Source organism: Streptomyces sp. C1-1 (genome assembly GCF_050214755.1).
Lineage (GTDB): Bacteria > Actinomycetota > Actinomycetes > Streptomycetales > Streptomycetaceae > Streptomyces.
Map to the genome: position 1 here is coordinate 944,112 of NZ_CP189826.1, position 26,846 is coordinate 970,957.

29 protein-coding genes and 3 pseudogenes are annotated in these 26,846 nt (G+C 71.4%); 18 read left to right on the top strand and 14 right to left on the bottom strand.

What is annotated here, in order from left to right:
* Nucleotides 1-140: 140 nt before the first annotated feature.
* Nucleotides 141-1,325 (bottom strand): carboxylate-amine ligase, encoded by a 1,185-nt coding sequence (locus tag ACQF4J_RS04165; RefSeq protein ID WP_427168559.1) that lies wholly within the window; start codon nucleotides 1,323-1,325, stop codon nucleotides 141-143.
* A gap of 218 nt (nucleotides 1,326-1,543) precedes the next feature.
* Entirely contained in the window at nucleotides 1,544-1,792 is a 249-nt protein-coding gene (locus ACQF4J_RS04170) for a DUF5133 domain-containing protein (RefSeq protein WP_351563678.1), read from the bottom strand.
* A 423-nt stretch (nucleotides 1,793-2,215) separates the two neighbouring features.
* Here ACQF4J_RS04170 and ACQF4J_RS04175 point away from each other — a divergent pair, with 423 nt between their 5' ends.
* The gene (locus tag ACQF4J_RS04175; protein ID WP_351563680.1) at nucleotides 2,216-3,067 is read left to right on the top strand and encodes a SigB/SigF/SigG family RNA polymerase sigma factor; all 852 of its coding nucleotides are present in this window, start codon (nucleotides 2,216-2,218) and stop codon (nucleotides 3,065-3,067) included.
* 22 nt (nucleotides 3,068-3,089) lie between these two features.
* On the opposite strand, the gene ACQF4J_RS04180 is transcribed toward ACQF4J_RS04175, so the two are convergent.
* On the bottom strand, nucleotides 3,090-3,803 hold the full coding sequence (locus tag ACQF4J_RS04180) for a VOC family protein (RefSeq protein ID WP_351563682.1): 714 nt from the start codon (nucleotides 3,801-3,803) through the stop codon (nucleotides 3,090-3,092).
* A gap of 193 nt (nucleotides 3,804-3,996) precedes the next feature.
* Between ACQF4J_RS04180 and ACQF4J_RS04185 the strand changes: the two genes are divergently transcribed.
* On the top strand, nucleotides 3,997-4,929 hold the full coding sequence (locus tag ACQF4J_RS04185) for a hypothetical protein (protein WP_351563684.1): 933 nt from the start codon (nucleotides 3,997-3,999) through the stop codon (nucleotides 4,927-4,929).
* Nucleotides 4,930-5,045: 116 nt separating this feature from the next.
* Nucleotides 5,046-5,621, top strand: a complete 576-nt coding sequence (locus tag ACQF4J_RS04190; RefSeq protein ID WP_351563686.1) for a DUF4383 domain-containing protein — start codon at nucleotides 5,046-5,048, stop codon at nucleotides 5,619-5,621.
* Between the two features lie 84 nt (nucleotides 5,622-5,705).
* Here ACQF4J_RS04190 and ACQF4J_RS04195 read toward each other — a convergent pair whose 3' ends face one another.
* Both ACQF4J_RS04195 and ACQF4J_RS04200 read right to left on the bottom strand, forming a co-directional pair.
* On the bottom strand, nucleotides 5,706-6,731 hold the full coding sequence (locus ACQF4J_RS04195; protein ID WP_427164584.1) for a MerR family transcriptional regulator: 1,026 nt from the start codon (nucleotides 6,729-6,731) through the stop codon (nucleotides 5,706-5,708).
* A gap of 55 nt (nucleotides 6,732-6,786) precedes the next feature.
* Nucleotides 6,787-7,326: an SRPBCC family protein gene (locus tag ACQF4J_RS04200; protein WP_427164585.1), complete on the bottom strand. Its 540-nt coding sequence runs from the start codon at nucleotides 7,324-7,326 to the stop codon at nucleotides 6,787-6,789.
* Between the two features lie 144 nt (nucleotides 7,327-7,470).
* Between ACQF4J_RS04200 and ACQF4J_RS04205 the strand changes: the two genes are divergently transcribed.
* Nucleotides 7,471-8,070 carry a lytic transglycosylase domain-containing protein gene (locus ACQF4J_RS04205; RefSeq protein ID WP_427164587.1) on the top strand — a complete coding sequence of 200 codons (600 nt, stop codon included), beginning with the start codon at nucleotides 7,471-7,473 and terminating at the stop codon, nucleotides 8,068-8,070.
* Nucleotides 8,071-8,119: 49 nt separating this feature from the next.
* Here ACQF4J_RS04205 and ACQF4J_RS04210 read toward each other — a convergent pair whose 3' ends face one another.
* The 6 genes and pseudogenes from ACQF4J_RS04210 to ACQF4J_RS04235 form a co-directional block, all read right to left on the bottom strand.
* On the bottom strand, nucleotides 8,120-8,659 hold the full coding sequence (locus tag ACQF4J_RS04210; protein WP_351563694.1) for an isochorismatase family cysteine hydrolase: 540 nt from the start codon (nucleotides 8,657-8,659) through the stop codon (nucleotides 8,120-8,122).
* Nucleotides 8,660-8,735: 76 nt separating this feature from the next.
* Complete coding sequence (locus ACQF4J_RS04215; protein ID WP_351563696.1) at nucleotides 8,736-8,867, bottom strand: hypothetical protein; 132 nt, start codon at nucleotides 8,865-8,867, stop codon at nucleotides 8,736-8,738.
* A gap of 345 nt (nucleotides 8,868-9,212) precedes the next feature.
* Nucleotides 9,213-9,785, bottom strand: a complete 573-nt coding sequence (locus tag ACQF4J_RS04220; protein ID WP_351563701.1) for a transcriptional regulator — start codon at nucleotides 9,783-9,785, stop codon at nucleotides 9,213-9,215.
* Complete coding sequence (locus ACQF4J_RS04225) at nucleotides 9,778-11,346, bottom strand: helix-turn-helix domain-containing protein (protein ID WP_427164588.1); 1,569 nt, start codon at nucleotides 11,344-11,346, stop codon at nucleotides 9,778-9,780. Before ACQF4J_RS04225 ends, ACQF4J_RS04220 begins: the two co-directional genes overlap by 8 nt.
* Complete coding sequence (locus ACQF4J_RS04230) at nucleotides 11,346-11,654, bottom strand: helix-turn-helix transcriptional regulator (RefSeq protein WP_351563705.1); 309 nt, start codon at nucleotides 11,652-11,654, stop codon at nucleotides 11,346-11,348. Before ACQF4J_RS04230 ends, ACQF4J_RS04225 begins: the two co-directional genes overlap by 1 nt.
* Nucleotides 11,655-11,705: 51 nt before the next feature.
* Nucleotides 11,706-12,260, bottom strand: a pseudogene (locus tag ACQF4J_RS04235) (MarR family transcriptional regulator); the annotation flags it as partial.
* A 225-nt stretch (nucleotides 12,261-12,485) separates the two neighbouring features.
* Here ACQF4J_RS04235 and ACQF4J_RS04240 point away from each other — a divergent pair.
* From ACQF4J_RS04240 to ACQF4J_RS04270, 7 genes are all read left to right on the top strand, one after another.
* Nucleotides 12,486-13,151, top strand: coding sequence for a DUF4097 family beta strand repeat-containing protein (locus ACQF4J_RS04240; RefSeq protein ID WP_351804810.1), 666 nt, complete (start codon nucleotides 12,486-12,488; stop codon nucleotides 13,149-13,151).
* Between the two features lie 177 nt (nucleotides 13,152-13,328).
* Nucleotides 13,329-13,754, top strand: coding sequence for a signal peptidase I (locus ACQF4J_RS04245; RefSeq protein ID WP_427164589.1), 426 nt, complete (start codon nucleotides 13,329-13,331; stop codon nucleotides 13,752-13,754).
* 153 nt (nucleotides 13,755-13,907) lie between these two features.
* Entirely contained in the window at nucleotides 13,908-14,279 is a 372-nt protein-coding gene (locus tag ACQF4J_RS04250; protein WP_427164590.1) for a hypothetical protein, read from the top strand.
* Nucleotides 14,280-14,511: 232 nt separating this feature from the next.
* Nucleotides 14,512-15,858 (top strand): GH25 family lysozyme, encoded by a 1,347-nt coding sequence (locus ACQF4J_RS04255; RefSeq protein ID WP_427164591.1) that lies wholly within the window; start codon nucleotides 14,512-14,514, stop codon nucleotides 15,856-15,858.
* A gap of 26 nt (nucleotides 15,859-15,884) precedes the next feature.
* On the top strand, nucleotides 15,885-16,280 hold the full coding sequence (locus ACQF4J_RS04260) for a hypothetical protein (RefSeq protein ID WP_351563716.1): 396 nt from the start codon (nucleotides 15,885-15,887) through the stop codon (nucleotides 16,278-16,280).
* A gap of 25 nt (nucleotides 16,281-16,305) precedes the next feature.
* Nucleotides 16,306-16,722 carry a hypothetical protein gene (locus ACQF4J_RS04265; RefSeq protein ID WP_351563718.1) on the top strand — a complete coding sequence of 139 codons (417 nt, stop codon included), beginning with the start codon at nucleotides 16,306-16,308 and terminating at the stop codon, nucleotides 16,720-16,722.
* Between the two features lie 36 nt (nucleotides 16,723-16,758).
* Nucleotides 16,759-17,508: a D-Ala-D-Ala carboxypeptidase family metallohydrolase gene (locus ACQF4J_RS04270; RefSeq protein ID WP_351563720.1), complete on the top strand. Its 750-nt coding sequence runs from the start codon at nucleotides 16,759-16,761 to the stop codon at nucleotides 17,506-17,508.
* 62 nt (nucleotides 17,509-17,570) lie between these two features.
* Here the strand turns inward: ACQF4J_RS04270 and ACQF4J_RS04275 are convergent, their stop codons facing one another.
* On the bottom strand, nucleotides 17,571-18,719 hold the full coding sequence (locus ACQF4J_RS04275) for a helix-turn-helix domain-containing protein (RefSeq protein ID WP_427164593.1): 1,149 nt from the start codon (nucleotides 18,717-18,719) through the stop codon (nucleotides 17,571-17,573).
* Nucleotides 18,720-19,002: 283 nt separating this feature from the next.
* Here ACQF4J_RS04275 and ACQF4J_RS04280 point away from each other — a divergent pair, with 283 nt between their 5' ends.
* The 4 genes and pseudogenes from ACQF4J_RS04280 to ACQF4J_RS04295 all read left to right on the top strand — a co-directional run bounded on the left by ACQF4J_RS04280 (nucleotide 19,003) and on the right by ACQF4J_RS04295 (nucleotide 21,987).
* Entirely contained in the window at nucleotides 19,003-19,827 is an 825-nt protein-coding gene (locus tag ACQF4J_RS04280) for a class II aldolase/adducin family protein (protein ID WP_427164594.1), read from the top strand.
* Between the two features lie 149 nt (nucleotides 19,828-19,976).
* Nucleotides 19,977-20,474, top strand: a pseudogene (locus ACQF4J_RS04285) (hypothetical protein); the annotation flags it as partial.
* An 89-nt stretch (nucleotides 20,475-20,563) separates the two neighbouring features.
* The gene (locus ACQF4J_RS04290) at nucleotides 20,564-21,223 is read left to right on the top strand and encodes a vitamin K epoxide reductase family protein (RefSeq protein ID WP_351563726.1); all 660 of its coding nucleotides are present in this window, start codon (nucleotides 20,564-20,566) and stop codon (nucleotides 21,221-21,223) included.
* 47 nt (nucleotides 21,224-21,270) lie between these two features.
* A complete protein-coding gene (locus ACQF4J_RS04295; RefSeq protein ID WP_427164595.1) occupies nucleotides 21,271-21,987 on the top strand; it encodes a response regulator in 717 nt (238 codons plus the stop codon).
* Nucleotides 21,988-21,998: 11 nt separating this feature from the next.
* Here the strand turns inward: ACQF4J_RS04295 and ACQF4J_RS04300 are convergent, their stop codons facing one another.
* A complete protein-coding gene (locus ACQF4J_RS04300; protein ID WP_427168560.1) occupies nucleotides 21,999-23,621 on the bottom strand; it encodes a GAF domain-containing protein in 1,623 nt (540 codons plus the stop codon).
* Between the two features lie 296 nt (nucleotides 23,622-23,917).
* Between ACQF4J_RS04300 and ctaD the strand changes: the two genes are divergently transcribed.
* Nucleotides 23,918-25,648 carry a cytochrome c oxidase subunit I gene (gene ctaD, locus ACQF4J_RS04305; protein WP_427164596.1) on the top strand — a complete coding sequence of 577 codons (1,731 nt, stop codon included), beginning with the start codon at nucleotides 23,918-23,920 and terminating at the stop codon, nucleotides 25,646-25,648.
* A 1-nt stretch (nucleotide 25,649) separates the two neighbouring features.
* Complete coding sequence (locus tag ACQF4J_RS04310; protein ID WP_351563732.1) at nucleotides 25,650-26,258, top strand: hypothetical protein; 609 nt, start codon at nucleotides 25,650-25,652, stop codon at nucleotides 26,256-26,258.
* Here ACQF4J_RS04310 and ACQF4J_RS04315 read toward each other — a convergent pair.
* Nucleotides 26,206-26,427, bottom strand: coding sequence for a hypothetical protein (locus ACQF4J_RS04315; RefSeq protein ID WP_427168711.1), 222 nt, complete (start codon nucleotides 26,425-26,427; stop codon nucleotides 26,206-26,208). The two genes, ACQF4J_RS04310 and ACQF4J_RS04315, sit on opposite strands and share 53 nt — an antisense overlap.
* Between ACQF4J_RS04315 and ACQF4J_RS04320 the strand changes: the two are divergent.
* Nucleotides 26,422-26,831 (top strand): annotated as a pseudogene (locus ACQF4J_RS04320) (phospholipase); the annotation flags it as partial. The gene ACQF4J_RS04315 and the pseudogene ACQF4J_RS04320 sit on opposite strands and share 6 nt — an antisense overlap.
* Nucleotides 26,832-26,846: the final 15 nt, after the last annotated feature.

The window sequence follows — 26,846 nt, forward strand, 5'->3', positions numbered from 1 at the left end:
CGCGGTGACGGCCGCGAATCGGAACGGGCGGGCCGGGCCGCGAGCGCACCTGCCGGTCGCGGCCCGGGCGGTATGGCTGGGCATGACGAAACCTCCCTGGGGTGTCATGAAAAGGGCGGACCCGTGAGGCGGGCCGCGAATCAGCGGCCGACGGCCTCCGGCGCTTCGGCATGGGAAGCGGAGCCTGCCGGGCCCGGGACGGAGAACGGGATCCTCCCGTGGCCGGACGATGTCCTTCTACGGTCCCTGCGCTCACCGCGGGTCTCGGCGATCAGCATGTCGATGCAGGCCAGCAGGTCCTCTTCCTGGGCGGTGCGGCGTATGCGCCGTGCGGCGTCGCCTTCCGCGAGTGCCGACTCGGCCAGCGCGCTGACGGTCTGCCAGTCACCGCGGGCCTCGAGCGCCGGACGCAGGCGGGCGAGCAGCTTGTGCACGACCTCCCCGGCGGGGGCCTCTCCACGGGTCTCGGGATCCACCAGCGTGCCTCCCAGGCCCGACCGGGCGGCCCGCCAGGACGCGCCGCGCACCCATTCGTGGCGGCCGTCGCACGCCGCCGCGCCGGCCGCCCGGCGCTCGAGGGCGTCGGTCACCAGGGCGCGGAAGAGTCCGGCGACGAGCACGACGGTCTCCAGGCGGGGACAGGCGTCGCAGATGCGCAGCTCCAGCGTCTGCAGATGCGCGGAGGGCCGGACGTCGTAGTAGATCATCCCCGCGTCGCTGATGACTCCGCTGCGGACGAGTCCGTCGACGGCGGCGTCGTAGTCGGCCGCGTCGGAGAAGCAGCCCACCGGGCCCGCGGTCGGCCACCGCTGCCACAGCAGCGTGCGCCAGCTCGCGTAGCCGGTGTCGGACCCCTGCCAGAACGGCGAGCTGGCCGTCAGCGCCAGCAGTACCGGCAGCCACGGCGAGAGCACGCACATGATCCCCACGGCCGTGTCGCGGTCGGGCACGTCCACGTGGACCTGAGCGCCGCAGATGAGCTGCTCGTCGGCGACCTGCCGGTACTCCTCGACCATGTGGTGGTAACGGGGGTCGGCGGTGGGATGCCCGGAGGCGGCCGGCGCGAGCGGGGCCGTGCCCGCGGCCACCATCGCCAGCCCCAGTGAGGCGGCGGCCGAGTCCAGGCGCCGTCTCATACCTGCCAGATCGGCGTACAGGTCGTCCAGGGAGTCGTGCACCCCGCTGTTCGACTCCACGGTGGACTGGTGCATCTCCGCGGCGAAACTCCGCGGGGGAAGCCGCCGCAGTACCTGGCCGGCGCGCGGTACGAGAAGTCCGCTCTCCACCTCCAGGATGTGGAATTCCTCCTCGACTCCCATGCGAATGTTCACGGCACTCCTTGAGGTGTTGCTCGAACGTCGGCGCGTCCGGGACATGCGTCCCGGGCTGAGGGTGCGGTGACCTTCAGGTCCTCCAAGTGCCCAGAGCCCGGACAAATAGGCACAACACACTGCCCTTCTGAATCATCCCACTCTCAGATGAGCAGCGCCCGGTCGCACCGGTGACGCCCAGCGGTGGAGGCCGCGGAAGACTTCCCGGCGCCCTAGGCCGCCAGCGTCTTGTCCTGCTGGTCCGGCGTCTGCCGATCGTCCGCGCCGTAGCGGTCGAGGAGGGCATGCGCCGCCGAGACGGCCTGCTCGGCGGTACGGGAGCCGGTCATCACGCACAGCGTGTAGGTGGCGTCCTCCAGCGCGCGGCTCGTCCGTCCGGACGGACGCACATCGTGCGCGATGCGCGCGTCCTCGAAACGGGCCAGTACGGCGCGCAGATCCTTCTCGGCCGGAAGCAGCATGACGATTCCCTCTCCCCACAGGACACGACTCTCACAGCGCGGCCGACACGGCCGCGGGTCAGGCCGCATGAGGCAGGAGGTTCACCCCGTGCACCGCACTCAGCGGCCTTGAGCGATCTTCTGGTGCCCCGCGCCGGTGGATCCACACCTGCCCGGACCCCCGTGTCGCGAGGTCCGCGCCGCCGGCCGGGACCGCGGGGACGAACCGGCACACGTTCCGCGATCGGGGTGTTTGCTGCCGCGACCGGGGGGCAACCGGAACCACACGCTTCGGACCGGAGGCGCACGCCGGGTGGACCTGCCCTCCGAGCCGTCACACGGCTCGGCAGCTCACCGCGGCGAACCCTGACTGCTGCCATACCGTCGGGCGGCCTGGTCCACGACCTCCAGGTCCGCCCCAGATCGTTCGGGGAGCCATTCCGCATGCTCATCGACATGTCGACAAGCCGTCCCGGCACGCCCACGACGACCACCGCTGCCCCCACCGCGCAGCGCGCCCACGACGACGCCCCCGACACCGCGGCGCTCTTCACCCGGCTCGCGGAGCTCGAAGAGGGCCCCGAACGCAGCGCCCTGCGCGACGAACTCGTCGAGGCCTGGCTGCCCATGGCCCGCCGGATCGCCGGCCGCTTCCGCGACCGGGGAGAGAACATCGAGGACCTGCGTCAGGTGGCCGCGCTCGGCCTGGTGAAGGCCGTCGACCGCTACGACCCCTCGCGCGGAGCCTTCGAGAGCTATGCCGTGCCGACCATCACCGGTGAGATCAAGCGGCACTTCCGCGACCGGATGTGGGCCCTGCGGGTGCCGCGCCGGGTGCAGGAGCTGCGCAACAAGGTCCGGGTCGCGCGCCGCGAGCTCACCCAGGCCCCGGGCAGCCACGAACCCACCGTCGCCGACCTCGCCACCCACACCGGCCTCACCGAGGAAGAGGTCTCGGCGGGCATGGAGGCGATGGACAGCTTCAAGACCCTGTCCCTCGACGTCGAAATGTCCTCCGACGGCGACGGCTACAGCTTCGCCGACACCTTCGGTACGACGGAGGCCTCCTACGACGTCGTGCTCGACCGGGAGGCCGTCAAGGAGGGCCTGCGCCGACTGCCCGAACGGGAGCGGGCGATCCTGTACATGCGCTTCTTCGAGGACATGACCCAGAGCAGCATCGCGGAGCGGCTGGGCATCTCCCAGATGCACGTGTCGCGACTGATCACTCGCAGCTGCGCCCTCGTCCGTGAACAGGCACTCGGCCGGCGCTCGGGCGGCGGCTCAACGAGGTGACACCGGCGTCGGGAGCCCGGCCTCAGCCGTGGGCGAGCACGCGGAAGGCGTTGCCGTCCGGGTCGGCCAGCAGGACCGCGCCGCTGCCGTCGTGAGCGGAGTCCAGACGCTTCGCCCCCAGGGAAAGCAGGCGCTCGACCTCCGCCGGCCGATCGCCGTCCGGCGCGAGATCGAGGTGCAGGTCCTTGCAGGGGTCCGGCATCAGGGGCGGCCCGCCCCATGTGAGCTTCGTACCGCCCTTCGGCGACTGGACGGCCGTCTCCTCGTCCTGGTCCCAGACCAGTGGCCAGCCCAGCGCCTCGCTCCAGAAGTACCCCACGGCCTGGGAGCCGTCGCAGGCGAGCGCTCCGATGAAGCCGCAGCCGGCGAGGAATCGGTTGCCCGGCTCCAGGACGCAGAACTCGTTGCCCTCGGGGTCGGCGAGCACCACGTGGGTCGCGTCCGGGCCCTGCCCGACGTCCGCGTGCCGCGCCCCGAGGTCGAGTGCCCTGGCGACCGTCTCCCGCTGGTTCTCGGGCGATGAGCTGGTCAGGTCGAAGTGCGAACGGTTCTGGGCGACTTTCGGCACCTGCGAGGACCGGAAGCCGAGGCGATAGCCGGCGTCGTTCCCGGACAGCAGCGCGACCTCGTCGTGGCCGTCGTCCGCTCGCTCCAGGCCCAGGAGGCCGGACCAGAAATGCGCCAGGCGCTCGGGCCGATGCGCGTCGAAGGAGATCGCGAAGAGGCGGCTGCTCATGGCGCCACGGGCCCCCAGTGTCGATTGCCGACCGTCGTCAGGGCGCCGCAGCGGCACCCTGAGCGTCGATCCTATGGACGAGCCGGTCTGCGTCGCAATGGAATTCGGTGCCGGCGCATCCGGTGGCGGGGCTCGGCGCGAATGCCCGGTATCGCGGGTTCGCAGAGGACCTCTCCGCGCATCAGGAGGCTTCATGCCGGACAGGGCAGTGCACCAGGTGGCCTTGGCCGGGGAGCGTGTCGCCGCGGCTCCCCGGATGTCACGAGAGCAGGAAGCCGGGAGTCCGGACGAACCGCTGACGTGGCACGGTCTGCGGCTCGAGACGATGGCGTGCCTGCTGGTCGTGACGTTGCGCCGGCTCGGGGATCGCTTCTTCGAGGCGCAGTGCCAATGGCCGCGCCTGCACCCTCTCAACGAGCGCGCCACCGCTGTGTCGCACCACCCGCTGATCATCGTCGAGTCCACCCGTCAGCTCGCCATGGCCGTCCAGAACCGGCACCTGCGCCCCGGCGAGGGCCCGCTGCTCGAAGCGGTGGCGGTGAACCTGGGGCTGTACGCGGGCGCGCAGCCCGTCGAGAGCGGCAGCGCCACCCGGGTGGCGGTGCGGGTGATGTTGAGCGACCTCGCGCTTCAGGCAGGCACCCTCACGTCCTTTCGCGTCACCGCCGACTACCTGTACGCCGGGCAGCGGTTCGCCACGTGCGCCATCAGGTTCGCCTCGGCGCCGGCGGAGTCGGCACCGCTCGCCCTCGCGCCGGGTTCCGCGCTGCTGCACCCCGCCGCGGCGGCGGTGGGTGCGGTCTCCGAACCCGACGTGCTCCTCGCCCGGGGGCCTCAGGGCCGGCTGGTGATCGTCCCGCGCGACCCCGCCCATCCCGTCCTGCTGCCGGGGCGCCCGGCCGGCCTGCCCGCCCTGGCCGTGCTGGAAGCGGGCCGGCAGGCCGTCCTGCTGTCGTCCGGCATGACGGCTCGCGCGGTGGCGGGCCTGAGCGTCGACCTCCGCTCGCCGGTACCGGTCAGGGGGGCGGCCGTGGACGTCGTACCGGATCACATGGGAGCCCGCTTCGTCGTGGCGGCCGCCGGCTGGGTCGCGGCGACGGGTGCCGTGACCTTGCTGGGACCGTGACGTACGAGCGTGCAACCGTCAGGGCGATTTGTCGCGAATAGTGCACGAGCAGCCGGCATCGAGCGCTGCTCCGCGGAACGCGAGGGCGCGTTCCGCGGACCGGGAAAGGATTCGCCATGAAACTGAGCGACGAGCTCCCCGTGGACCACAGCCTGGCCACGGTCTACCGGTACGGTGCCGCCTTCTGCGGGCTGACCCTGCTGGTCTTCGGTGTCCTCGGGTTCGCCGACGAACTGAGCCCGTTCAGCACCGGCGGGCAGCGCATCGCCGGCATGTCGACCAATGGTGTGCTCAGCCTGATCTCCGTCGTCGTGGGCCTGGCCCTGATCGGTGGAGGCATCGTCGGAGGCAACTTCGCGTCGACGCTCAACATGGTGGTCGGGACGCTGTTCCTGCTGAGCGGCTTCGCCCACATCTTCATCCTCGACCGCTCGGCCAACATCCTCGACTTCGGCATGACCAACGTCCTGTTCAGCTTCGTCATGGGGCTGATCATCCTGACGTTCGGCATGTACGGGCGGGTCTCGAGCAAGCTGCCGCACGACAATCCGTACTGGCGTCGTCGCCACGCCCGCGAGGCGGCCCGTGAATCGCTCGCGGCGCGCCGCCGCGAGCGGGGGCAGGAGGGTGCTGCGCTGCCTTCGTCCGCGGATCAACGGGCGCTCGCCGCGAGCGCACGGCGCGAGGAGTAGAAGGCGGAACGGACCGGTCGGAACAAGGTGGCCCTCGGCTCGGCGACAGCCGGCGAGGGCCACTTCCGTGTGGGTCGAAGGCCGTCACAGCCCTTCGAGCATGACCAGTGCGTCCCGCAGGCCACGCGGACGCAGCAGGCCGGCACGTTGCCCGCGCCCCCAGCCGGGGCCCGCGAGCAGCACATGGCTCTGCGTACGAGCGCCACGGATGCCCCAGCGGGTCGAGGCGACATGGTGGGCCAGCGGCAGGCTTGCCGTCGAGCCGGACTGCGACCACAGGACCACCGCGCTGGGACCGACGCGCTGCACGGCGGCCGTCAGCGCCTCCGCCGGTACGGCGCTGCCCAGCATGAGCGTCGCGACGCCGCGCTCCGCCAGCGCGGCGTTGAGCGCCTCGAGCGGAAGCGTGTGCTGCTCGCCCGGAAGACAGGCCAGGATCACAGGAGCGGACTTCCACTCCCTCTGCGCGGGCGCGGCGGCCACACAGACGTGCCGGATCGTCGCCGAGATGTGCCAGGACAGCAGATGCTCGACCTCCACGTAGCGCTCGCCGGCCGACTCCCATTTGCGCCCGACGGCCTGTAGTGCCGGGGACAGGATCTCCTCCCAGGTCACCACCAGCCCGTGGGCGCGGATCACCGCGGTGAGCTGCTCCTGTACGGCGACGGCGTCCAGGCGGACGGCGGCGCGCGCGAGGCCCTTGCACTCGTGGCGCACGTTGCCCAGCGGCAGGCCGCTGCCGGACCGCGAGGCATGGACGGGCTGGCCGGGGTCGGCCGGTGCGGCCACGCCATGGTTCGGCGGGCGAGACGGTGCCACGGACAGGGCCACGGGCTGTGGGTGGTGTCCGCCCGTCTGGGCCTTCGCCGCCCTCGCCGCCTCCCCCGGTGGAATGCCGGCGGCCGTCAGACGGCACATCTCGACGACCATGGCGACGTCTTCCGGCGTCCACCGCCGGTGCCGTCCCTGCGCCCTGGTCGCCGGGCCGAGACCGTACCTGCGGTCCCAGGAGCGCAGCGTCGTGGGCGACACGCCCAGGCGTCTGGCGAGGGAACCGGTGCTCACCCCGGTGGACGGCGGCGGGTCCGCCTCGGGCTCGCTCACGTCCATCGGCGGGTCCCGACGGCGGGGGCGGTCCGGGCGGTCCGGGCGGGCCGGGCGCCGCTCACCGAGGGTGCCTTCCTTCGGTTTCCGGGGCCCTCAGCGCACGGTCGACGGCTCGGGGCAGCTGCTCGGACACCTCGTCGGCGAGCCGTTCGAACTCGCGCTTGAGCAGCGGTTGGGCGAGTCGGGCCAGTCCGTTGAAGTCGAGGCGTGCCCGGTAGACGAGCCTTGCGCGGCCTCCGTCTTCCTCGAAGCGCATGTCGTCGGTGGACGTGACCGTCTTGTTGCGGCCCACGAAAGTCAGGTGCCGGGCGTCGTGATGGATCAGCCGGTAGCGCAGCTCGGTGCGGCGGCCCCGGAACTTCGACACGTTGTGCCATTCCGACCCCACGACCGGCTCTCCCTCGCCGATGCGACGACAGGTGACCGTTCCGGGGTCCCACGTCTCGGTGTTCGAGAAGGCCGCCAGGAAAGGCACGACGTCGGCCAAAGGGTGATCCAACGTCACAGCACGCTCGACTTCGATCACAGGGGCCTCCGCTTCGGTGTTCGAACGCCGATCTCCGTTCTGATGTCGGCAGCCTCTGTTCTGGAGCGGCACGGTCGACGGATGCACGGGAGGGCATGCGGTTTGCAGGGCAAAGGAGCGGGCCCTGGATTGAGTGCGCGCCGCGGGGGCACGTGCACTGCGGAATCGTTCACGGTCTGCCGCCCCGCCGGGGTCGGCGAGAAGACGAGGGTGGGGATGGCTGAACCGTCGACGGCGGTGCCGCGGCCGGAGCCGGACGGACCGCATGGCGGTGACGTCCGGACGCCGCCGCTGCGGCCCGGTGACTACGACCCGGCGGACTACGCCGACTACGCCCTGCGCAGCGCCAAGGCGGCGGGGGTGTCGCCCCTGCTGGTGCTGACCGTGCTGTACAACGAGGCGTACAAGCCGCACCACCCGCTGCTGGAACGGTTGTGGCAGTGGTGGAAGCCGGAGGCGTCCTTCGGAGTGGCCAACATGCACCGCGCGACGTTCGAGCAGGTCCGGCGCGCACATGGCCTGTCCGAACGGTGGCACGACCTTCGCGACGATCCCGCGTTCGCCATCCACGCAGCGGCGCTGCATCTCTCCGACCTCGACCGAGCCCTTCCCGCACGGCACGTGCGCCGCTGCACCCGCGAGGAGCTGCTGGCTCTGGGCTACAACGCGGGAGAACGCAACATGCGGGCGTTCGCCCGAGGAGTGCCGCCGGGCCCCATGGCACGGTCCTACCTGCGTCGTTTCCGCACGTACCGGCCCCGAGCGGCAGCGGCGCTGGCGGACGTCCGCGACCGGCGCGACGCTACGGGAGCCTGAGCCGCCGGGGTGACACCGCGAGCCGGCATGCACGGCACACGGCGTGTGCTCAGCCGCGCCACAGATCGTCGCCGTCGCACACCGTGGCACCCATGTTCCGTTCCATCATGCGCAGCGCGGCCTCGGCGAGGTCGGCGTGGATGTGGGCCACGGCGTCACGGGGGACGGTCACCTGCAGGTGACGGATGTGCGCGTCCAGCGCCGAGTAGAGGATGCACTGCTCGGTGACCTGTCCGCACAGCACCACCTCGTCGATGCCCTGCTGGGAGAGCAGGTAGTTCAGGGGCGTCTCGAAGAAGATCGAGTGGCGTGCCTTGACCACGAAGAGGGAGTTGTCGTCGGGCACGAGCGGTTCGACCAGCTTCGCGTGCGGGCCGGCCAGGGCCTTCTCGAGGAGTTCGCCGTGGTGCGAGCGCCATTCGCCGAAGTTGTCATTGACGTAGATGACCGCCGCCTCCTGCTCCCGCGCCCGCTCCAGGAGCGAGGTCACCCTCGGCACGACGTCTGTCACGGAAGGCAGCAACAGGTCGGCGTCGTCGTGGTCATAGGTGTTGATCATGTCGACGACGATCAGCGCGGTCTGGCCCATACCTTGCAGAGTGCCCCACGGGAGCAGCTCATGCAGGTTGGTTCCGTCCCAGTGATAGCCGCTGTCATCGGCATGGTCATTCGTGGGCGGATGTGACCCCGGGGTCGTCGGACCGCTCGCCGGCCGGCGGGGTCAGGCCGTGGCGGACGAGGGCGAGGGCGCGGTCGGCGACGCGGTTCGGGTCGGCTCCGTGTTCGACGGCGGTCATGGCCGCCTGGACGATGCCGCCGACGAGCTGGCCGGTCAGCTCGTCGGCGTCGGCGCCGAGGAGGCCGATCGCGGCCTGCAGGGGGGCGTAGTGGTGGCGGTGGAGTTCGTGGACACGGTCCAGTTACTCGCGGGGCAGGTCGGCCTGCATGAGTGCTTTCGCGGGGCGGTGCAACCCCCGGGCGGCAAGGAGGAGTTCGGTGCGGACGAAGGCGTCGACGCGTGCGGCGGGTTCGGGTACGTCGGCGAGGGCCCCGGTGATGGCGGCGTCGGCGGCGGTGAAGGACTCCTCGACGATGGCCGCGAGCGGGCCGATGACAGGGCGTCCCCCGGCCGACCCCGAAGTTCAGGCGGCGAAGCCGACGTTGGTGACGTACTCGTACTGGCCCCACTGGGAGCCGAGGTCGACGACCTGGTCGACCCAGGCCTCGTCCAGTTCCCGGTCGTCGCCGGCCGCCCAGGCGGCGACGATGCGGTCCCAGCGGCGCACGTTGAGGGTGCGGAACTCCACGACGCGCTGGCGGGGCCGGTCGACGCCGGACTGGTTGAGGGGGTGGATCTCCACGCGGGTGCCGCGGCCGGCGCGGTTGAGGCGGGCGGTCAGGTAGCGGGCGACGTTCTCGCGCCGCACGGTGCGGTACGCCCGCTCGATGCGCTCCACGTTGCGCCGCGAGGGCGACCGGGTGCCCGCCAGCCAGGCGCGCACGGTGCGGTCGGTGACGGTCAGACCGGCGGCCCGGGCCGCGGCGCGGGCGTGGTCGGTGCGGGTGAGGTAGTGCAGGCGGGCCAGCAGACCTCGGCGGAGGGTGACGGGCGTGGCGATGTAGCCGGCGAGCGCGTCCAGTTGGCGGGCCACGGCCTCGTGCCCCTTGATGCCGCGGGCGCCGTACTTGCCGAACTCGAGGTTCCGCTCAGGCATCGTCTCCTCCGTCCTCGGTGCGTGGATCACTGTACGGGCCGGCCCCGACGACGTAGACGTCCTTGACCTTCACCTCGGTCAGGCCACGGCCCTCCTCGAACACGGCCCGCCAGTCGCCGATGACGTGCAGTTCGTCGGTACCCATCGCACGGACGACCGTCAGGCCCTCGTCGTAGGCGCGGTGGGCCTTCCACCACAGGTTCGCGAAGGCCTGCGAGCGGATGAGGTGCATCCAGTCGGTGCGGTACAGCTCCCGGTTGTAGTTCGACTCCCCCAGCGTGGAGACGAACTTGGCGTACATGGCCTTGACGTATTCGAGCGTCACCTCGTCGCCGTCGGCGATCGCCGCGTCCCGGGCGTCCTTCAACGCGACCCGGAACTTCTCCAGCAGACCCTCCGTGGCGCCCGACGTCCATGACTCGTGGATCTCCGGCGGATCGCACAGGCCGTACTTCGGGCCCGACAGGCGCAGCAGCAGGCGCAGGGTCGGCTCGGTCACCCACAGCGGGCCGGGCTCGTCGCGGTTGCCGATCGGGTTGGGCAGCACCGCGTCGTGCTCCCAGACGGGCGGGGTGATCAGGTGGACGCCCGCGCGGCGCCGGTCGTGACGGTCGCCGGTCGAGTGCTCCAACTGGCCGATGGGCAGGTGGGTCTTGAGTGCGGAGAGGTAGGCGCCGTTGATGTCGAGCGCCGTCACCTCGTGCTCGCCGGGCGGCAGTTCGGGGCGGGTCCACTTGGGGCGGGCCTCCCAGACCTGGTCGGCGCCCCGGGAGGTCTGCTTGCGCAGGATGTCGGGCAGCCAGGGGTGGGCGATGACGTCGTAGCGGCCGCCCTTGCGGCTGTGGTCCAGCAGGGCCATCGCGTCCGGGATCGCCCGCTTGATCAGCGCCGCGGTGGCGGCTTCCACGTCCCCGGAGTGTTCGGCGAGGGCGGTCGCGACGGCCGAGGTGATCAGGTCGGGGGTGTCCGCGGGTTGCACGCGGCGCCCGGCGGGCACGATCCGCACACCGGCGGCCGGCCGCCCACCGGGGCGGGGACGCGGTCCTGTCTGCTGTCCGAGACGCGAGGCGGGCGGGGCGTCGGCGGTCACGGCCGCGGCCGCGGCCGCCGCGCATTCGGCCGGGTCGAGATGCTGCGGGTATCCGGCCACCTCGTGGTGGGCCGGCTGCCCGCACAGCACACACGGCTGCGCGACGGCGAGTACGTCGACATCGTCGTCCTGGCCGGCACCCTCCCCGGCATCGCCAGGGACGCCCCGCACCGCATCCTCGGAGACGTCCTCCTCCGACTCCTGGGCCAGGTCGTCCTCGGCGGCGGCAGCCGCCAGCTTGGTCCGTGCTCCCTCGAGGAAGTACGCGTACTTCTCCCGTACTTCGCCGCTCGGGTCGCGCCCCGACTCCCAGCCCGCGACCGTGGAGGGGCCGACCCCCAGCGCCTGGGCGAGTTGGGCGCGCGAGAGGTTCAGCTCCTCACGCAGAGCCCGCCGTTCCTCTGCCGGGGGCAGCGGGACCGGTTTGCCGGCGCGGGCCAGCAGGGCGTCGATCGCCTCGAAGTCGCCCATCACACCTCCCCGTCCGCTACGGCCGCCGGGCGCGCGGTGGTCTGCCGGCCGGGGACGCGACGGCGTCCGGCGGGCAACGCCTCCGCGGCCCGGGTGGGCCCTGCCAGGAGGTCGAGGACGTCGATGCCGTAGTGCGCGGCGACCACCTCGCAGTCGGCCAGACTCCATGCGGCCGCACCCGACTGACGCCGGCTCACCTGCGCCTGGCTCACTCCCAGCGCGCCCGCGAGCTCGGTCTGCGACTCGCCCGCCGCGTGCAGAAGAGCCGCCACGGCGGACCGCACCCGCTCCTCCAGGCTCATGCTCATGACGCCGAGTCTATAGCTCACCCCTCATATTTCATGCGCTGACCGCATCGGTCATGTGAGGTCGGGCTCGGTCGCTCCGGGCTTGCTGTGGAGGATCTCGCGGGCCTGCTCAGCGGCGCGGGCGAGGCTCTCGGAGACGAAGCCGAGGAAGCGGGCGGTGTTCTCGAGGCGTGCGCCGGCCGGGGTGCCGGGGCCGAGGACACCGACGCCCTGCCGTGCCGTCTCGGCGACCTGGGCGGACGCCCGGGCGCTAAACATCATCGCCTGGTACATGACCTCGTCGTCGGCGACGTAGCGCTCGCGGCGGCGTTCGTCTCGTTCCCGGCGCACCAGGTCCTGGCTCTCCAGGAAGGCGATGGCCTTGGAGACGGAGGCCGGGCTGACCTGGAGGCGCTGGACGAGTTCGGCCGCGGTGAGGCTGCCCGTGTCGCTGCTGGTGAGGCAGGCCATCACCCGCGCCATCATCTGGGGCGTGCCCGACTGCATGAAGACGGTGGTGAGCGTCTCTTCGTACGCGCGTACGACCTCGGGATCGCGTCCGTAGGGCTGCGGGGTCGCCTGCGTCCCGCGGGGCGCAACCTGTCTGCGGCGGTGGGCCTGCCGCCCGGCATCGCGGCCTGCTTCTCGGTGCGTGGTGGCCCGACCATAGCGTTCACCAGCATTTCATTGCAACGCAGGATGAGAGTTGTTGCGTTAGTCGACACAGCCGTTGCAACGAAATAGCAGCTTTCACCTGCATTTATTCGACCACCACGCAACAACTTCATTGCCTGAATCGAGAACGCAACGTAGCGTTTCCAATTCCAGAAACAACAATGGCAGGAGAACACCATGCAGAAGTTCGACACCACCGCCCCCGTCCTCGCCGTCCTCGGCATCCCCGCGGGACGCGTGCAGCTCGTCGCCGCCGACCGCGCCGACACCGCGGTCGAGGTCCGGCCGGCGGACGCCTCCAAGGGCCGTGACGTGAAGGCGGCGGAGCAGATCGAGGTCGTCTACGGCGACGGCGTCCTGCGGATCACGGCCCCGGACGCGAAGAACCAGCTCTTCGGCCCCTCCGGCGCCGTCGAGGTGACCGTCCAACTGCCCACCGGTTCCCGCGTGGAGGCGAAGGCCGACGGCGCCGAACTCCGAGCGGTCGGGCGCCTCGGCGGCCTCTCCTTCGAGGGCGCGTACCGCCAGATCAAGATCGACGAGGCCGCGAGCGTCCGGCTCACCGCCGTCGACGGTGACGTCGAGGTCGGCCGACTGGGCGGCTCCGCCCAGATCAGCACCGCACGGGGCGACATCCGGATCGCGGAGGCCGGCCGCGGCACGCTCGACCTGCGCACCGACTCCGGCGACATCACGGTCCTGGCCGCCGCCGACGTCTCGGCCTCCCTGGACGCCGGCACCTCCCACGGCCGGATCGACAACGCACTCAAGAACGACGGCACCGCCGAACTCACCATCCGCGCCACCACCTCGAACGGCGACATCACCGCCCGCAGCCTGTAATCGACCGTCCGCTTCAGGGGGAACCAACGGCATCGTGCTGATGACCATCGGCTCCACCACCATCGGCAGCGCGGTCGCCACGGACATGAACGAGGGCATCATCGCCCGCTTCCGGACCATGGCCAGAGGTAGGTGCCCCGGCGAGAGCCGGGGCACCCTGCTGCTACCTTCCCGGCCATGAACGACAGCGTGTATGTGGGCAATGCGGGCAAAGACGCGGCACTGGACCGGGGATGGATCCTGGGGCATTTCAAGGACGCCTCCGATCCTCGGCACAGCGAGGACGTGGAGATCAAGTGGGGTGTCCACCCGCAGGGCGATGAGCGGGCCCAGTGGGTGACCGGCGAGGAGCGAACCGCCCTGCTGGTCCTCATCAGCGGACGCTTCCGGGTGGAGCTCCCCGGGCGCGATGTCGTTCTGAGCGAGCAGGGTGACTACGTCGTGTGGGGACGGGGAGTCGACCACTCCTGGTTCGCAGAGGAGGAGTCCGTCGTGCTCACGGTTCGCTGGCCCTCCGTCCCGGGCTACAAGGTCGACGAGGCCGACACGGCCAACACCGCCGACACGGCCGACGAGTTCGGAATGACCCGGATGTGCACCTGACCGGCCGCAACAGATCGATGACGGGCGGACGTGGTTCAAGTCCCCTCAATCCACGGCATTCGGTCATGGGCTGAGGACGGGAACCTGACGTGTGCCGGGTGGGAAACCTCTCGGTGCCGCGCACGCGAGGGGGTACGCCAGGTGTGCGCCGACTTGCTCGCGCGAACGGAAGTGGTCCGCGGCGACCACGAGGCCGCGCGGCGCCACAGCCTGGCGGCCCTGGAGGTCAAGCGGCGCCTGAACGACGGGCTGGGGGCGGCGATGTGTCTGGACGTCATCGACGCCGCCGCGGTCGCCGCCGGCCACGCCGAGCGCGCCGCCCGCCTGCTCGGCCTGGCCCAGCAGCAGGGGAACACCCTGGGGCAGCGGCAGCACGGGATTCCGGGATGGGTCGCCGAGCGGGAGGCGTGCGAACGCCCGGCGCGCAGGTGCTGGGCGATCGGACCCGGCGCCTGTGGGACCGCCTACGGCGAGGGCCACACGCTCGCGTGGGACACGGGCATCGCCTGCGCCCTCGGCCACTGAGCCCCCACGGACGCGACGTCCGCCCGCTCCCCCTCACTCCCCCTCGCTCGCCCTCCCGGTCCGGCGCCGTCGTCCCACGGCCGTCCCAGCGGTGATCCGTTCTCGCAGGTCACCCGGGCGCGACCATCCCGGTGTCCCAATCCACGGGTGAGCGGGGCCACTTGGGGACGACCGCTGCCAGCATGATCCGGCGCCGGGAACTCCCGGCCATTCATACGAGGGGGAACACCGGATGGGACAAAGGACGCTTCTGCGGGGTCTGACCCTCGCCGTGGCAGCGGCCCTGCCCCTGTGCGGGCCGACGGTGGTGCAGGCGGCGCAGTCCGCGGCCACCGCGGTCGCGGTCTGCGGGCACACGAGCGCACAGCCCACCCTGCAGCGGGGATCGACGGGGGACCCGGCACTCGAGGCGCAGTGCGAGCTCAACCTGGCGACGAAGCCGAGCCGGTACACGCCGATCGGGGCGGACGGCTCGTTCGGGCCGGCGACGGAGACGCGGGTCAAGGAGTTCCAGCGGTGCGCAGGGCTGACCGTGGACGGTGTCCTCGGCCCGCAGACCTGGGCGGCGCTGAACACCCGGGCCGCGCAACCTCACACCTGCGCCGTGCAGGGCACGTCGAGTTCGGCGGAGTCCGCGGTGTGCGGTCACACCGACACGCGCCCCACCCTGCGCAAGGGCGCCAACGGCATCGAGGTCAAGGAGCTGCAGTGCCGGCTGAACCTGGCCATGGAGCCCTTCCACTACCCGCCGCTGACGATCGACGGTGACTTCGGTGGCGGGACCGAATCCCGGGTCATCGAGCTCCAGCACTGCGCGAACCTCAGTGCCGACGGCGTCGTGGGCCCCAACACCTGGGCCAAGCTGGTGGACTGGTCCGGCCGCAACACGTACTGCGCGCCGCCGCGTCCGGCCGGCTACTCGATCGACGGCCTGGACACGGCCAAGTACCAGCACCCCGGGGGTGCGGCGATCGACTGGAAGGCCGTACGGGCCTCGGGCGTCGAGTTCGCGACGGTCAAGGCGACGCGGGGCACGAACGTCACCGACGAATACCTCGCCACCGACCTGCCGGCGGCCAGGGCGGCGGGGCTGGCCGTGGCGCCGTACCACTTCTACACGGGCTCCTCGCCGGACACGGGTGCCGCGCAGGCCGACCGTTTCATCGCCGCCGTGCGGGCGACCGGCTACACCGGGCAGCGGGCGGGCGACCTGCCGCCGATCTTCGACCTGGAACGCATGGACGACGGCAGCGGTCGCTGCCCGACCTACGGCACGGTCGCAGACGCCAAGGCCTGGCTGGACCGGGTGGAGGCGGCCTTCGGCCGCACTCCGATCATCTACACGCAGAAGTCGTTCCTGGACGACTGCCTGGGCTCGACGACCGCCTTCGCCCGCTATCCGCTGCAACTCGCGGACTACCGCCAGTCGATCACCCAGCCGCCCGTACCCAACGGCTCGACGACCTGGACGATGTGGCAGTACACCGACGCCGCCGTCTTCCCGGGCATCAAGGCACCGGCGACCGCGGACGTGTTCAACGGCACCCAGGCCGATCTGGACCGGCTGGCCAACCGCTGATCCGGCCCGACCACAGGAGAACCCGTATGACCACCCGGTTCACCCGCGCGCTTCCCGTCGCGCTGCTCCTCTGCCTGGGCGTCACCGTCCCGGCGACCGGCTCCGCCTCGGCCGCCCCGGCCACCGCGGCGACCACCTGCTACGGCGGTGCGGTCACCGTGCGCTACGGCGACGCCGTCGAGTTCGGCCCCTACTGGACCACGAGCCGCTGCACCGACATCAACATGCGCGTCATCGGCGGCACCGCCGACTACGTCAACGCCTGCGTGAAGTTCGCGAAGTACGGCACCTGCAACCGCTGGACCAAGGTCGGCCGAAGCTGGACGACCATCGCCACCGACGTCCTGAACGACAGCAAGTTCACGGTGCCCGCCGGCGTGCCCCTGGAGGGCGACGACGCCGTCATGCAGATCGCCTTCTGACCCTCCTCCCCCGACGGAGACCGACATGACCCGTACAAGAGCGTTCGCCTCGGCCCTGCTCACCGCAGCCGCACTGCTGGGAGCGGGCGTCGCACCCGCCTCGGCGCAGACCTCGGCCGCCGCCACCAGCTGCTACGGCGGCGCCAAGACTTTGACGTACCACTACCAGGCCGCCGCCAAGGAGTACGGCACCTACACCACGTCCTCGCGGTGCAACGACATCAACCTCAGGCTCATCACGGACGAACCCGGGGTCTACCTGGACGCCTGCGTGGTGTTCGTCGACCACACCACCAAGTGCAACAACGACGACGCGTACACCACGCACGGCACGGAGTGGGGAACCGTCGCCACCGACGTCAAGGACGGCACCCACTTCGTCGTCCGCATCCACGCCTACGACACCGACGCCCAGAACGTCACCTTCCAGATCGCCTACTGACCTTCCCCCGCACCGCCGTTCACCGAAAGGACGACCATGACCTCCTTCTTCCGTCCCATCGACCGCCGCGCCATGCTGCGTGGCACCCTGGCAGCCGGCGCCGGTGTCGCGTTCGGACAGCTGCTGTTCTCGGGTACCGCGCAGGCCTATGGGTGGTCGCGCACCCTGAACCAGGGCGACAGCGGCGCCGACGTCACCGAACTGCAGATCCGCGTCGCGGGCTGGGCCGCGGACAGCGCCAGTCACAGCCGGGTCAGCATCGACGGGGACTTCGGCCCCGGCACGGCGGCGGCCGTACGCCGGTTCCAGGCGGCGTACGGTCTCTCCGCCGACGGCAGCGCCGGACCCAACACCCAGGCCAAGCTCAACTCCCTGGAGCAGTCCGACGGTTCCACGCTCCACTTCAACTGGAGCGAGTTCGTGAACCAGACGGACGGCACCTTCAACGGCGGCAAGCTGAGCGCCTCGCAGGTCAAGGAGAACGTGCGCCGCTGCATGTACAAGCTGGAGGCGCTGCGCAAGAAGCTGGGCGACAAGCCGATCACCGTCAACTCCGGCTTCCGCAGTATCGCGCACAACGCCGAGATCGGCGGCGCCAGCGACAGCATGCACCTGTACGGCACGGCGGCCGATCTCGACGTGTCCGGCGTGTCCAACAAGACCGTCTACCAGAAGGCGGAGACCTGCGGGTTCTCCGGGCTGGAGACGTACAACACCGACCACCAGCACGTCGACAGCAGGGCCGACCTGGGCCGTGACTGGTGGTGGGAGGACGGCACGGTCTGACGCCGGCCGCCGGTGGTCCGGTGTCCTCGGGTACCGCGGCGGAGTGTCCGAGGCGCCGGGCTTCAGCTCTCAGGCGTGTTCTTCAACGCCGCCTGGCACGACGGCCAGTCGTGGAAGTCGTGCCGGGCGGCCCACAGCCGGTGGGCCGCCCTGATGTTCCAGTCCGGGTCGAACGCCCGCAGCGGTGTGCCGTCCAGGTCCCGGAGGCGGGCGTCGGAGATCTGGAACACCCCCCAGTTGCGGCTGCCGTTGGTGTTGGGCAGCACGTACAGCGGGTCGAGGAAAGACGCGCAGCGGGCGATGGCCACGGCGGTGTCGGGGTCCTCGACGAACACCTCGCGGATCCGCTTCGCCACCCTGGCCGTTGACCAGGTCGACATGGTCACCTTCTGCGCGTAGAGCGCCTTCTTGGTGTCCTCGTCGACCACCCCTCTGGCCGTCACCCCCGCCAGCACCTGGAACGCGGTCACCCTGCGCAGGGTCTCCGGACCGAAGTCCCCGTCGACGGCGAGCCTGCCCTTGGCGCGCACCAGCAGGCGCTGCACCTCACGCACGCACTCGTCGTGCTCCCCCATGCTGACCGTCCCGCACGCCGAGGAGTCCAGCACCTTGTCGCCCGCGGCCGGAGAGTCACCGCCGGTGGGCCCGGAAGGCAGCCACACGAAGCCGGCCACCAGCATCACCGCGAGCACGGCGGCCAGGATCGCCCATCGCGAGGACAGCTTGTCGGGCAGCCGGTACCGTCGCGGCGACCCTTCCTGACCGACGGTGACCTGCGGCGGGGTGACGTCCTCCCCCGGAGCCGGGGCCGTCTTCCCGGCCTCGGCGGGCGGGGCGGGCGTGTCGGAGGCGCATTCCCCACTTTCCTCGATCGATACGGCCGACGCGACCGATGCGGCCGACGCGACCGGCACAGTCGACACCGCCGGCGCGGCCGGCGCGGCCGGTGCGGCCGGCGCGGCCGGTGCGGCCGGTGCGGCCGGCGCGGCCGGTGCGGCCGGCGCGTCGCGGTCGCTGTCCGCCAGCGCCCACAGCCGGTGCAATTCGCGCAGTTCCTCCGCACTGGCGCCGCACACCTTGGCGAAGGCGTGCACCACCCGGTAGTCCGCCGGGACGCCGAGGCCTGAGCAGTACCGATGCAGACTGGAGCCGCTGACGCCCGCCTCCTTGCCGAGGCGGTCGTACCCCCGGCCACTGCGGTCCTTCAGCATGCGAAGGTGAGCGGCGAATTTCTCTATGTGCGGAGAGGCAGCCACAGAACCACCCTTGATCAGGCCCCTACTGACGGGTAGAAGCTACACCGCGCGGTAGAGGGCGGTCCGCCTGTTCACACAGGAATGCGGCCGCCAATTCCTTTGTGAATGGGGGCAATTGAAAATCCGCGCTCGTTGACCCGTCGGGCCCCGAGAAGGGGTCGTTCGACTCTGTCCCGGGTGGCGGACCCCGAATAGCGTGAAGACGAGATTGAAACGTTTCAGAAAGGGGTCCCGAGCCATGCCGACGACGACATCCTTCCCGAACCTCGACGACCTGCTCGCCGACATGGGCGCGGCCGGCGGCCGGATCAGCGACATCGGCGCGAGCGAGGCGGCCGCCGGCAACCTCTCGGTGTACATCGGCCGGGACCTCGACCTCGGCGACCGCTTCCCCCACAGCGAGGAGATCGTGCTCCCTCTGCCCGCTCCGGCGCTGGCCGGGCGGACCGTCCTGGTGACCGGCTCGGGACGCAGACTGCGCCAACTCGCCGAGGACCCCCTGGCCGGCATCGGCGCCGTACGCATCCACCGGGACGGACGGACGGCCACCCTGCGCACTTCGCCGCGCCGCCGGTTCGCCCGCCCGACCAGTGAGTTCAACTCCCATCTGGCGGTCCATCAGGACCAGGTGGCGCGGCGCGGCCTGGCCTTCCATGCGGCGGTCCACGCCCAGCCCCCGCACCTGACCTACCTCAGTCACGTCCCCGCCTACCGCAGTACGGCTGCCCTCAGCCCCCGCATCCTGCGCTGGGAGCCGGAAGCGGTCGTCAGCCTGCCGGAGGGCGTCGTGGTCCTCGACTTCATGGTCCCCGGCTCGGCGGAGCTCATGGCGGCCAACGTCGAGGGGCTGCGGGACGCGCAGGTGGTGCTGTGGAGCAAGCACGGGGTGATGGCCCGCTCCGACGTGTCGGTCACCCACGCCGTCGACCGGATCGAGTACGCCGAGACCGGTGCGCGCTACGAGTACCTGGATCTGGTCGCCGGACGGCGGGCCGAGGGCCTGACCAGGGACGAGATCAAGCGCGTCGCCACCGTCTTCGACATCGACTCGCCCTGGGCATGAGCCCGCGCGGCCGCCGGGTCGCGGACGGGCGGAGCGAGGACCTTCGGCCCTTGTCGGCCCTCGGCGCGCTGGCTTCACTGAGCCAGCGGGGCCGAAAGCACCCAAGGGGGCCGGGAAACGTGAACGTCGTAGGGCGGGAGGCTGGCGGAATGATCGCGGCGGTGGGGCACACCGATCTGACCGGGGACACGCTGGACCTGGTGGAGTCCGAGCTGCGGGCGGCCCTGGCCCGGCTGCCCGGCGGTACGCCGGGGCTGGTGCGGGCGGGAGCCGGTGTGCCGGTGGCGTTCGGCCGGGCCGCGCGGGCGACGGGGCGTGATCTGATCGTTCTGACGCCCACCCAGGGGCTCGTCCCCGCGCTGCTGCCCGAACGGGACCGGATGGCGACGGGCGAGCTGCTGCTCCTCGCCTGTCAGGTACGGCTGCTGCCCTACGACCCGGCGGACCGGGACGCCTGCGTCGCGGCCGACGAGCAGATGATCGCCGAATGCCGGCACCTGTTCGCCGTCTGGGACGGCTCGCCCTCCAACGGTCGTGACGCCACCGCCCACCTGGTGGCGTACGCGCGTGCCCGCGGCATCGAGGTCGAGGTCGTCTGGCCCGAGAAGGCGGCCCGCGGGACGGCACCCGGCGAACCGGCGCATCCCGCCGGTCGCCGTCCGCACGCGGTCGCCCGCCCTTCCACCTCCCTCGACCCGGAACCCGTACTGACCAGCGGCAAGGCGGAACACCTTCGATGAGCGGCACGACCACCGCCACCCCAGAGGCACGACGGGCACCGGAAGGGGGCGGGCAGATCTCCCCACGCGGCGCGGCGAGTGGTGCCTCGCGTGGCTTCGCCTGGCTGCTGATCGTCTCCGGCGCACTCGGCGCACTCGCCTCCTTCGTGATCACGATCGACAAGATCCGGCTCCTGCAGGACCCCCTCTTCTCGCCCTCGTGCAATCTCAGCCCGGTCCTGTCGTGCGGCAGCGTCATGAAGAGCGCCCAGGCGTCCGTGTTCGGCTTCCCCAACCCGGTGCTCGGCCTGCTCGCCTATCCGGTGGTCGTCACGGTCGGCGTCGTGCTGCTGTCCGGCGCCCGTTTCCCGCGCTGGTTCTGGCTGGGGCTGAACGCGGGCACGCTGCTCGGCGCGGCCTTCTGCATGTGGCTGATGACGCAGGCCCTGTACGAGATCGGTGCGCTGTGCCTGTGGTGCTGCCTGGCCTGGGCGGCCACCATCGCGATGTTCTGGTACACCACGGCGCACAACCTGCGGCACGGCGTCGTCGGCGCTCCCCGCGCGGTGGTCGCGGGGGTGCTGGAGTTCCACTGGGTGGTACCGCTCACCTGGTGTCTGAGCATCGTGATGCTGATCGCCACCCGCTGGTGGGACTACTGGCAGACCCTCCTGTGACCCCTCCGACCCCTCGTCTCGTCGTCCGACCCTCCGTGGAAGCCCCCATGCACACCGACTCCGCCCCCTCCCCCGCATCCGCCGCACCGCTGCGGGTGTTCATCCTCGACGACCACGAGGTGGTGCGCCGGGGGGTGCGCGACCTGCTGGAGGCCGAACCGGACATCACCGTGGCCGGGGAGGCGGCGACCGCCCAGGAGGCGCTCGCCCGGGTGCCCGCCGTCCGCCCGCAGGTCGCCGTTCTGGACGTGCGGCTGGGCGACGACGGCAGCGGCGACCGTGCCGGGGTCGAGGTGTGCCGCGAACTGCGGGCGCGGTTGCCGGAGTTGGCCTGTCTGATGCTGACGTCGTTCGACGACGACGAGGCGCTGTTCGACGCGATCATGGCGGGCGCGGCCGGGTATGTGCTCAAGCGCATCGACGGCTCCGACCTGGTGGAGGCCGTGCGCAAGGTGGCGGGTGGGCAGTCCCTGCTGGATCCGAGGGCGACCGCACGGGTGATGGCGAGGCTGCGGGCCCCGCTGCCGGCGCCCGAGCCGGCCGTGTCGCCCGAGCTGGAGCGGCTGTCACCGCGCGAACTGGAGATCCTGGACCTGATCGGCGAGGGACTGACGAACCGCCAGATCGCCGAGCGACTGTTCCTCGCCGAGAAGACCATCAAGAACCGGGTCTCGTCCATCCTGTCCAAGCTGGGCGTGGACCGCCGGGTCCAGGCGGCGCTGCTGGCCGGCCGGTTGCGCGAGCGGCAGGGGCCCTCGCGGTAGGCGGCGGCCGTTCAGTCGGCGGGCAGCCGTGTCCGCCACGTCAGCCGGGTGCCGCTGTCGACGGAGGACTCGACGGTCAGTGTCCCGCCGTACCGCTCAGTGTGCGAGCGCGGGCCGGGCGGCCCGGCGCAGGCCTTCTCCCCGTGCGGGGCCGCGCCGTCGTCCGTCACCGTGAGGGTGAGGCGGTCCCCGGTCATCGGCACGGCCAGCACCACGTCCGCCCGGGTGGCGCCGGTGTGCCGGGCGATGCCGTCGAGCGCCTCGGCGGTCACGGCGAGCACCTGCTCGGCCACCTCGGCGGGAACCGTGGAGTCCACCGGGCCCTCGATCCGCAGAGCGGGACTGAACCCCAGGGACCCGGCGGCGAGCCGGACGGCCTCGGGCATACGACGGCGCAGTCCCGCCCCGCCCCGGTCGTCACCGGCGGACCGCAGCTCGAAGATGGCCGTACGGATGATCTCGACGGTGGTGTCCAGGTCCCGCACCGCCCGTCCGACGCGTTCGACGGCGTCCGCGCCGCCCAGAGTGCGGGTGGTGCTCCGCAGGGTCATGCCGGTGGCGAACAGCCGCTGGACGGCGAGGTCGTGCAGGTCGCGGGCGATGCGGTCGCGTTCGCGCAGGACGGCGAGTTCCCCGGACTCCGCGCGGCGGCGGGCGAGTTCGAGGGCGAGGGCGGCCTGGTCGGCGAAACGGGAGACGAGAAGCACCTCGGTGTCGTCGAAGGCCGCCCGTCCGCTGCGCCGGCTCAGCCGCAGCGCGCCGCAGGCCGCGGCGTCGAGCGGCAGCGGGACCGCGACGACGGGCCCGTACGAGCCCGTGCCGTCCCCGGCGCCGAGCGGGCGCACCCGGGGGTCGTTCTCGGCGTCCGCGGTGGCCACGGCCCTGCCGGTGCGCGCGGCCTGACCGGCGAGGGACCCGTGGGCCGGGAAGGACAGACCCGGCAGGTCCCCGGCGTCGGGCCCGTGCGTGGTCTCGACGGTGAGCCGGTCGCCGTGCGGTCCGGACGGGAGCAGGACGACGGCCTGGTCGGCGTCGGCCAGCTCGCCGGCCCGCCGGGCGATCAGGCCCAGCACCGCGTGTGTCTCGGTGCCGGCGAGGAGACTGCGGCTGATCTCGCCGAGCGCCTCCAGCCACCGCTCCCGGCGGCGACTGTCGTGATACCTGCGGGCGTTGTCGATGGCCACGCCGGCGGCCTTGGCCAGCGTGGTCACAAGGGCCTCGTCGTCGGCGTCGAAGTCCGCGCCGTCCCGCTTCTCGGTCAGGTACAGATTGCCGAACACCTCGTCCCGCACGCGGATGGGCACCCCCAGGAAGCTGCGCATCGGGGGATGGTGCTCGGGGAGACGGAGGCTGCCGGGGTGCCGGGTCAGGTCGGTCAGACGCAACGGAACCGGGTGGCGGATCAGTTCACCGAGGATGCCCCGCCCGCGAGGGGGCCCGCCGATCCGGGCCGCCGAGTCGTCGGGGATGCCCACCGTCAGGAACTGCGACAGCCGCTGTCCCTCGCCGATCACGCCCAGGGCGCCGTACTCGGCGTCGGTGAGCTCGACGGCCGCCTCCACGATGCTCCGCAGCACCTGGGACAGCTCCAGCCCGCGCCCCAGGTTCATGACCGCGTTCAGGAGACCGTGCATCCGCTCCGGCACGTCGAGCCGTGGGCGTGACGGGAGCGCCGCCTGCGCTGGTGATTCGGACATACCCGCCGTTCCTGGGCCGGTCTGGTGCTCAGCAGCGTACGACACGCGAGGTCCTGACCGGGACTCCGTCGGACCGTCGGCGCGAAGAGGGGCCGTTGGGCCCCCTCGGGGTGTCGGCGTGGGGGACTTTGGACCCTATCGGGACCGGGTGCCCCTCGGCCGATCATGTGGCGACGGCCCGGAAGGCCCGGTCACGTCCCTCACTCGTGGCGCTTCCCGGCTCGTCGCACGACATGAGCAGATCGGGAGGACTCCGTCCGGTGGACGAGGCACAGATACAGCAGGTGGGAACCGCGCGCCCCGAGGCCGTGGTCGCCGTGGCCGGACAGCCGGCCGCGGTCGGACGGGCGGAGAGCCGGCCGGCCTGGACGGATTGGCTGACGACCACCGACCACAAGAAGATCGGGACGATGTACCTCGTCACCGCCTTCGTGTTCTTCCTGGTGGGCGGTGTGATGGCGCTGCTGATGCGCGCCGAGCTCGCCCGGCCCGGGCTGCAGATCATGTCGCAGGAGCAGTTCAACCAGGCGTTCACCATGCACGGCTCGATCATGCTGCTGATGTTCGCCATGCCCCTGTTCACCGGATTCGCCAACTGGATCATGCCGCTGCAGATCGGCGCCCCCGACGTGGCCTTCCCCCGGCTGAACATGCTGGCCTACTGGCTCTTCCTGTTCGGCTCCTCGATCGCCGCGTTCGGCTTCCTCACCCCGGGCGGTGCCGCCGACTTCGGCTGGTTCCTGTACGCCCCGCTGTCCGACGCGGTCCACTCACCGGGGCTCGGCGCCGACCTGTGGATCATGGGGGTGGCGCTGTCCGGCTTCGGGTCGATCCTGGGCGCGGTCAACTTCATCACGACCATCGTCTGCATGCGCGCGCCCGGCATGACGATGTTCCGCATGCCGATCTTCGTGTGGAACGTGCTGCTGACCGCGGTACTGATCCTCATCGTGTTCCCGGTGCTGGCGGCCGCGCTGTTCGCGCTGGAGGCGGACCGCAAGTTCGGGGCACACGTCTTCGACGCGGCCAACGGCGGCGCGTTGTTGTGGCAGCACCTCTTCTGGTTCTTCGGCCATCCCGAGGTGTACATCCTGGCGCTGCCGTTCTTCGGGATCGTCTCCGAGGTCATCCCGGTCTTCTCCCGCAAGCCGATGTTCGGTTACATGGGCCTGATCGGCGCGACCATCGCGATCGCGGGTCTGTCCGTCACGGTGTGGGCGCACCACATGTACGTCACCGGCGGTGTGCTGCTGCCGTTCTTCTCCTTCATGACCTTCCTCATCGCGGTCCCGACCGGTGTGAAGTTCTTCAACTGGATCGGCACGATGTGGAAGGGGTCCCTGTCCTTCGAGACGCCGATGCTGTGGACCACCGGCTTCCTGATCACCTTCACCTTCGGCGGCCTGACCGGCGTCATCCTCGCCTCGCCGCCGATGGACTTCCACCTCTCCGACTCCTACTTCGTGGTCGCGCACTTCCACTACACGGTGTTCGGCACGGTGGTGTACGCGATGTTCGCGGGATTCCACTTCTGGTGGCCGAAGATGACCGGCAAGATGCTCGACGAGCGCCTCGGCAAGATCACGTTCTGGACCCTGACCATCGGCTTCCACACCACGTTCCTGGTGCAGCACTGGCTGGGCGCCGAGGGCATGCCGCGCCGGTACGCCGACTACCTGGCGGCCGACGGCTTCACCGCCCTGAACACGGTCTCGACGATCGGCTCGTTCCTGCTCGGCATGTCGATCCTTCCCTTCATCTACAACGTCTGGAAGACCGCCAAGTACGGCAAGCCGGTCAACGTCGACGACCCCTGGGGCTACGGCCGTTCGCTGGAGTGGGCGACCTCCTGCCCGCCCCCGCGCCACAACTTCGCCTCGCTGCCCCGGATCCGGTCCGAGTCCCCGGCGTTCGACCTGCACCACCCGGAGATCGCCGCACTCGAGGCCGAGGCGGTGAGGTGACATGGCACAGGCCGTGCTGGCGGTCGGCACCGCCTTGGTGACCGCGTCCGGCTGTGTCTGGTACGTCCCCGCCCTCGTCGACCTGCGCGCGGGAGCCGACCGGCCCGACTCCCGCCGCTTCGCCGCGGCGGCCTGTCTGAGCGGCTGGGGCACGGCCGGCGTCGTCGCCGTCCTGCTCCTCGTGGCGGAGACATGGTGGCTGGTCGCCGGGACGGCCGCGGCGGGCGCTGTCGCCACGGTCGGCCTGCGCATCCGGTCCTTCGTCCGGCGCCGGGACGAGCGGCGGGAAGTGGCCCGGCACTGGGCGGCGTTGACCCCGGACCCGCCCCGGCACGGCAGGGGCGACGACAGCGCCCGGTACGTGTTCGCCGCCCTTCTGGGCTCCGCCCTGGCGGTCGCCGCGGTCGCCGCCGCCGTCGCGGTGAGTCCGGGGACGGGCGGCGGGATCGACTGGCTGGTGGCCGCGGCGCCGGTCGCGGTCGCGGGCCTGATCCTCGTCCTCGCGGCCACGCACGCTCGCACGGCCCGCCGCCGCCCGGCGGAAGGCGGCTTCCCGGCTACCAGCGCAGCGGAAGGGCGGCGAGCCGGTCGTCGAGGAGACCGGAGATGATCCGGTGGTCGTGGACGGAGGGGTGCCAGTCGCAGCCCAGGTAGTCCAGGCCCGCGCCGTCGTAGTACCAGTGGCGGACCCGGTCGTCGCCCTGCTCGTTCCGGGTCCGCACGATCCGTCGGGTCGTCTCGGCGAACACCGTGGTGTCGGCGAGTCGGGTGGCGACCACACTGCGACCGAGCAGGCGTCGATCACGAAGTTCATCGAGAACAACTGGGGCACCGGCCGTATCGGTGACGCCTCCTCGACCGGCGGGCGGGCAGCCTGAGCGGCCTGTTCGACTTCCGGCACCCCAACAACAAGCAGGTGCTGCTGAACGCGGACGGCTCGGTGAAGTCCGTGAAGCCGATCCCGCACCACTACGCACAGACGGGGTCCTCTGCCTCCGCGCACGCCCCGTGCCCGGCGTACGTGCAGGACCTCAAGGCGCAGAACGTCGCCGCCGCGAGCTCCACCTCGCCGGCCCTGCCGATCGTCATCGGCGCCGGTCTGCTGACAACCGGCACGATGACCACCGTGTTCGCGCTGCGCCGCCGCAGGGCGCGTGCGGGGGCCCCGACGGCCGCCGTGTAGACAGCCGGACCTCCG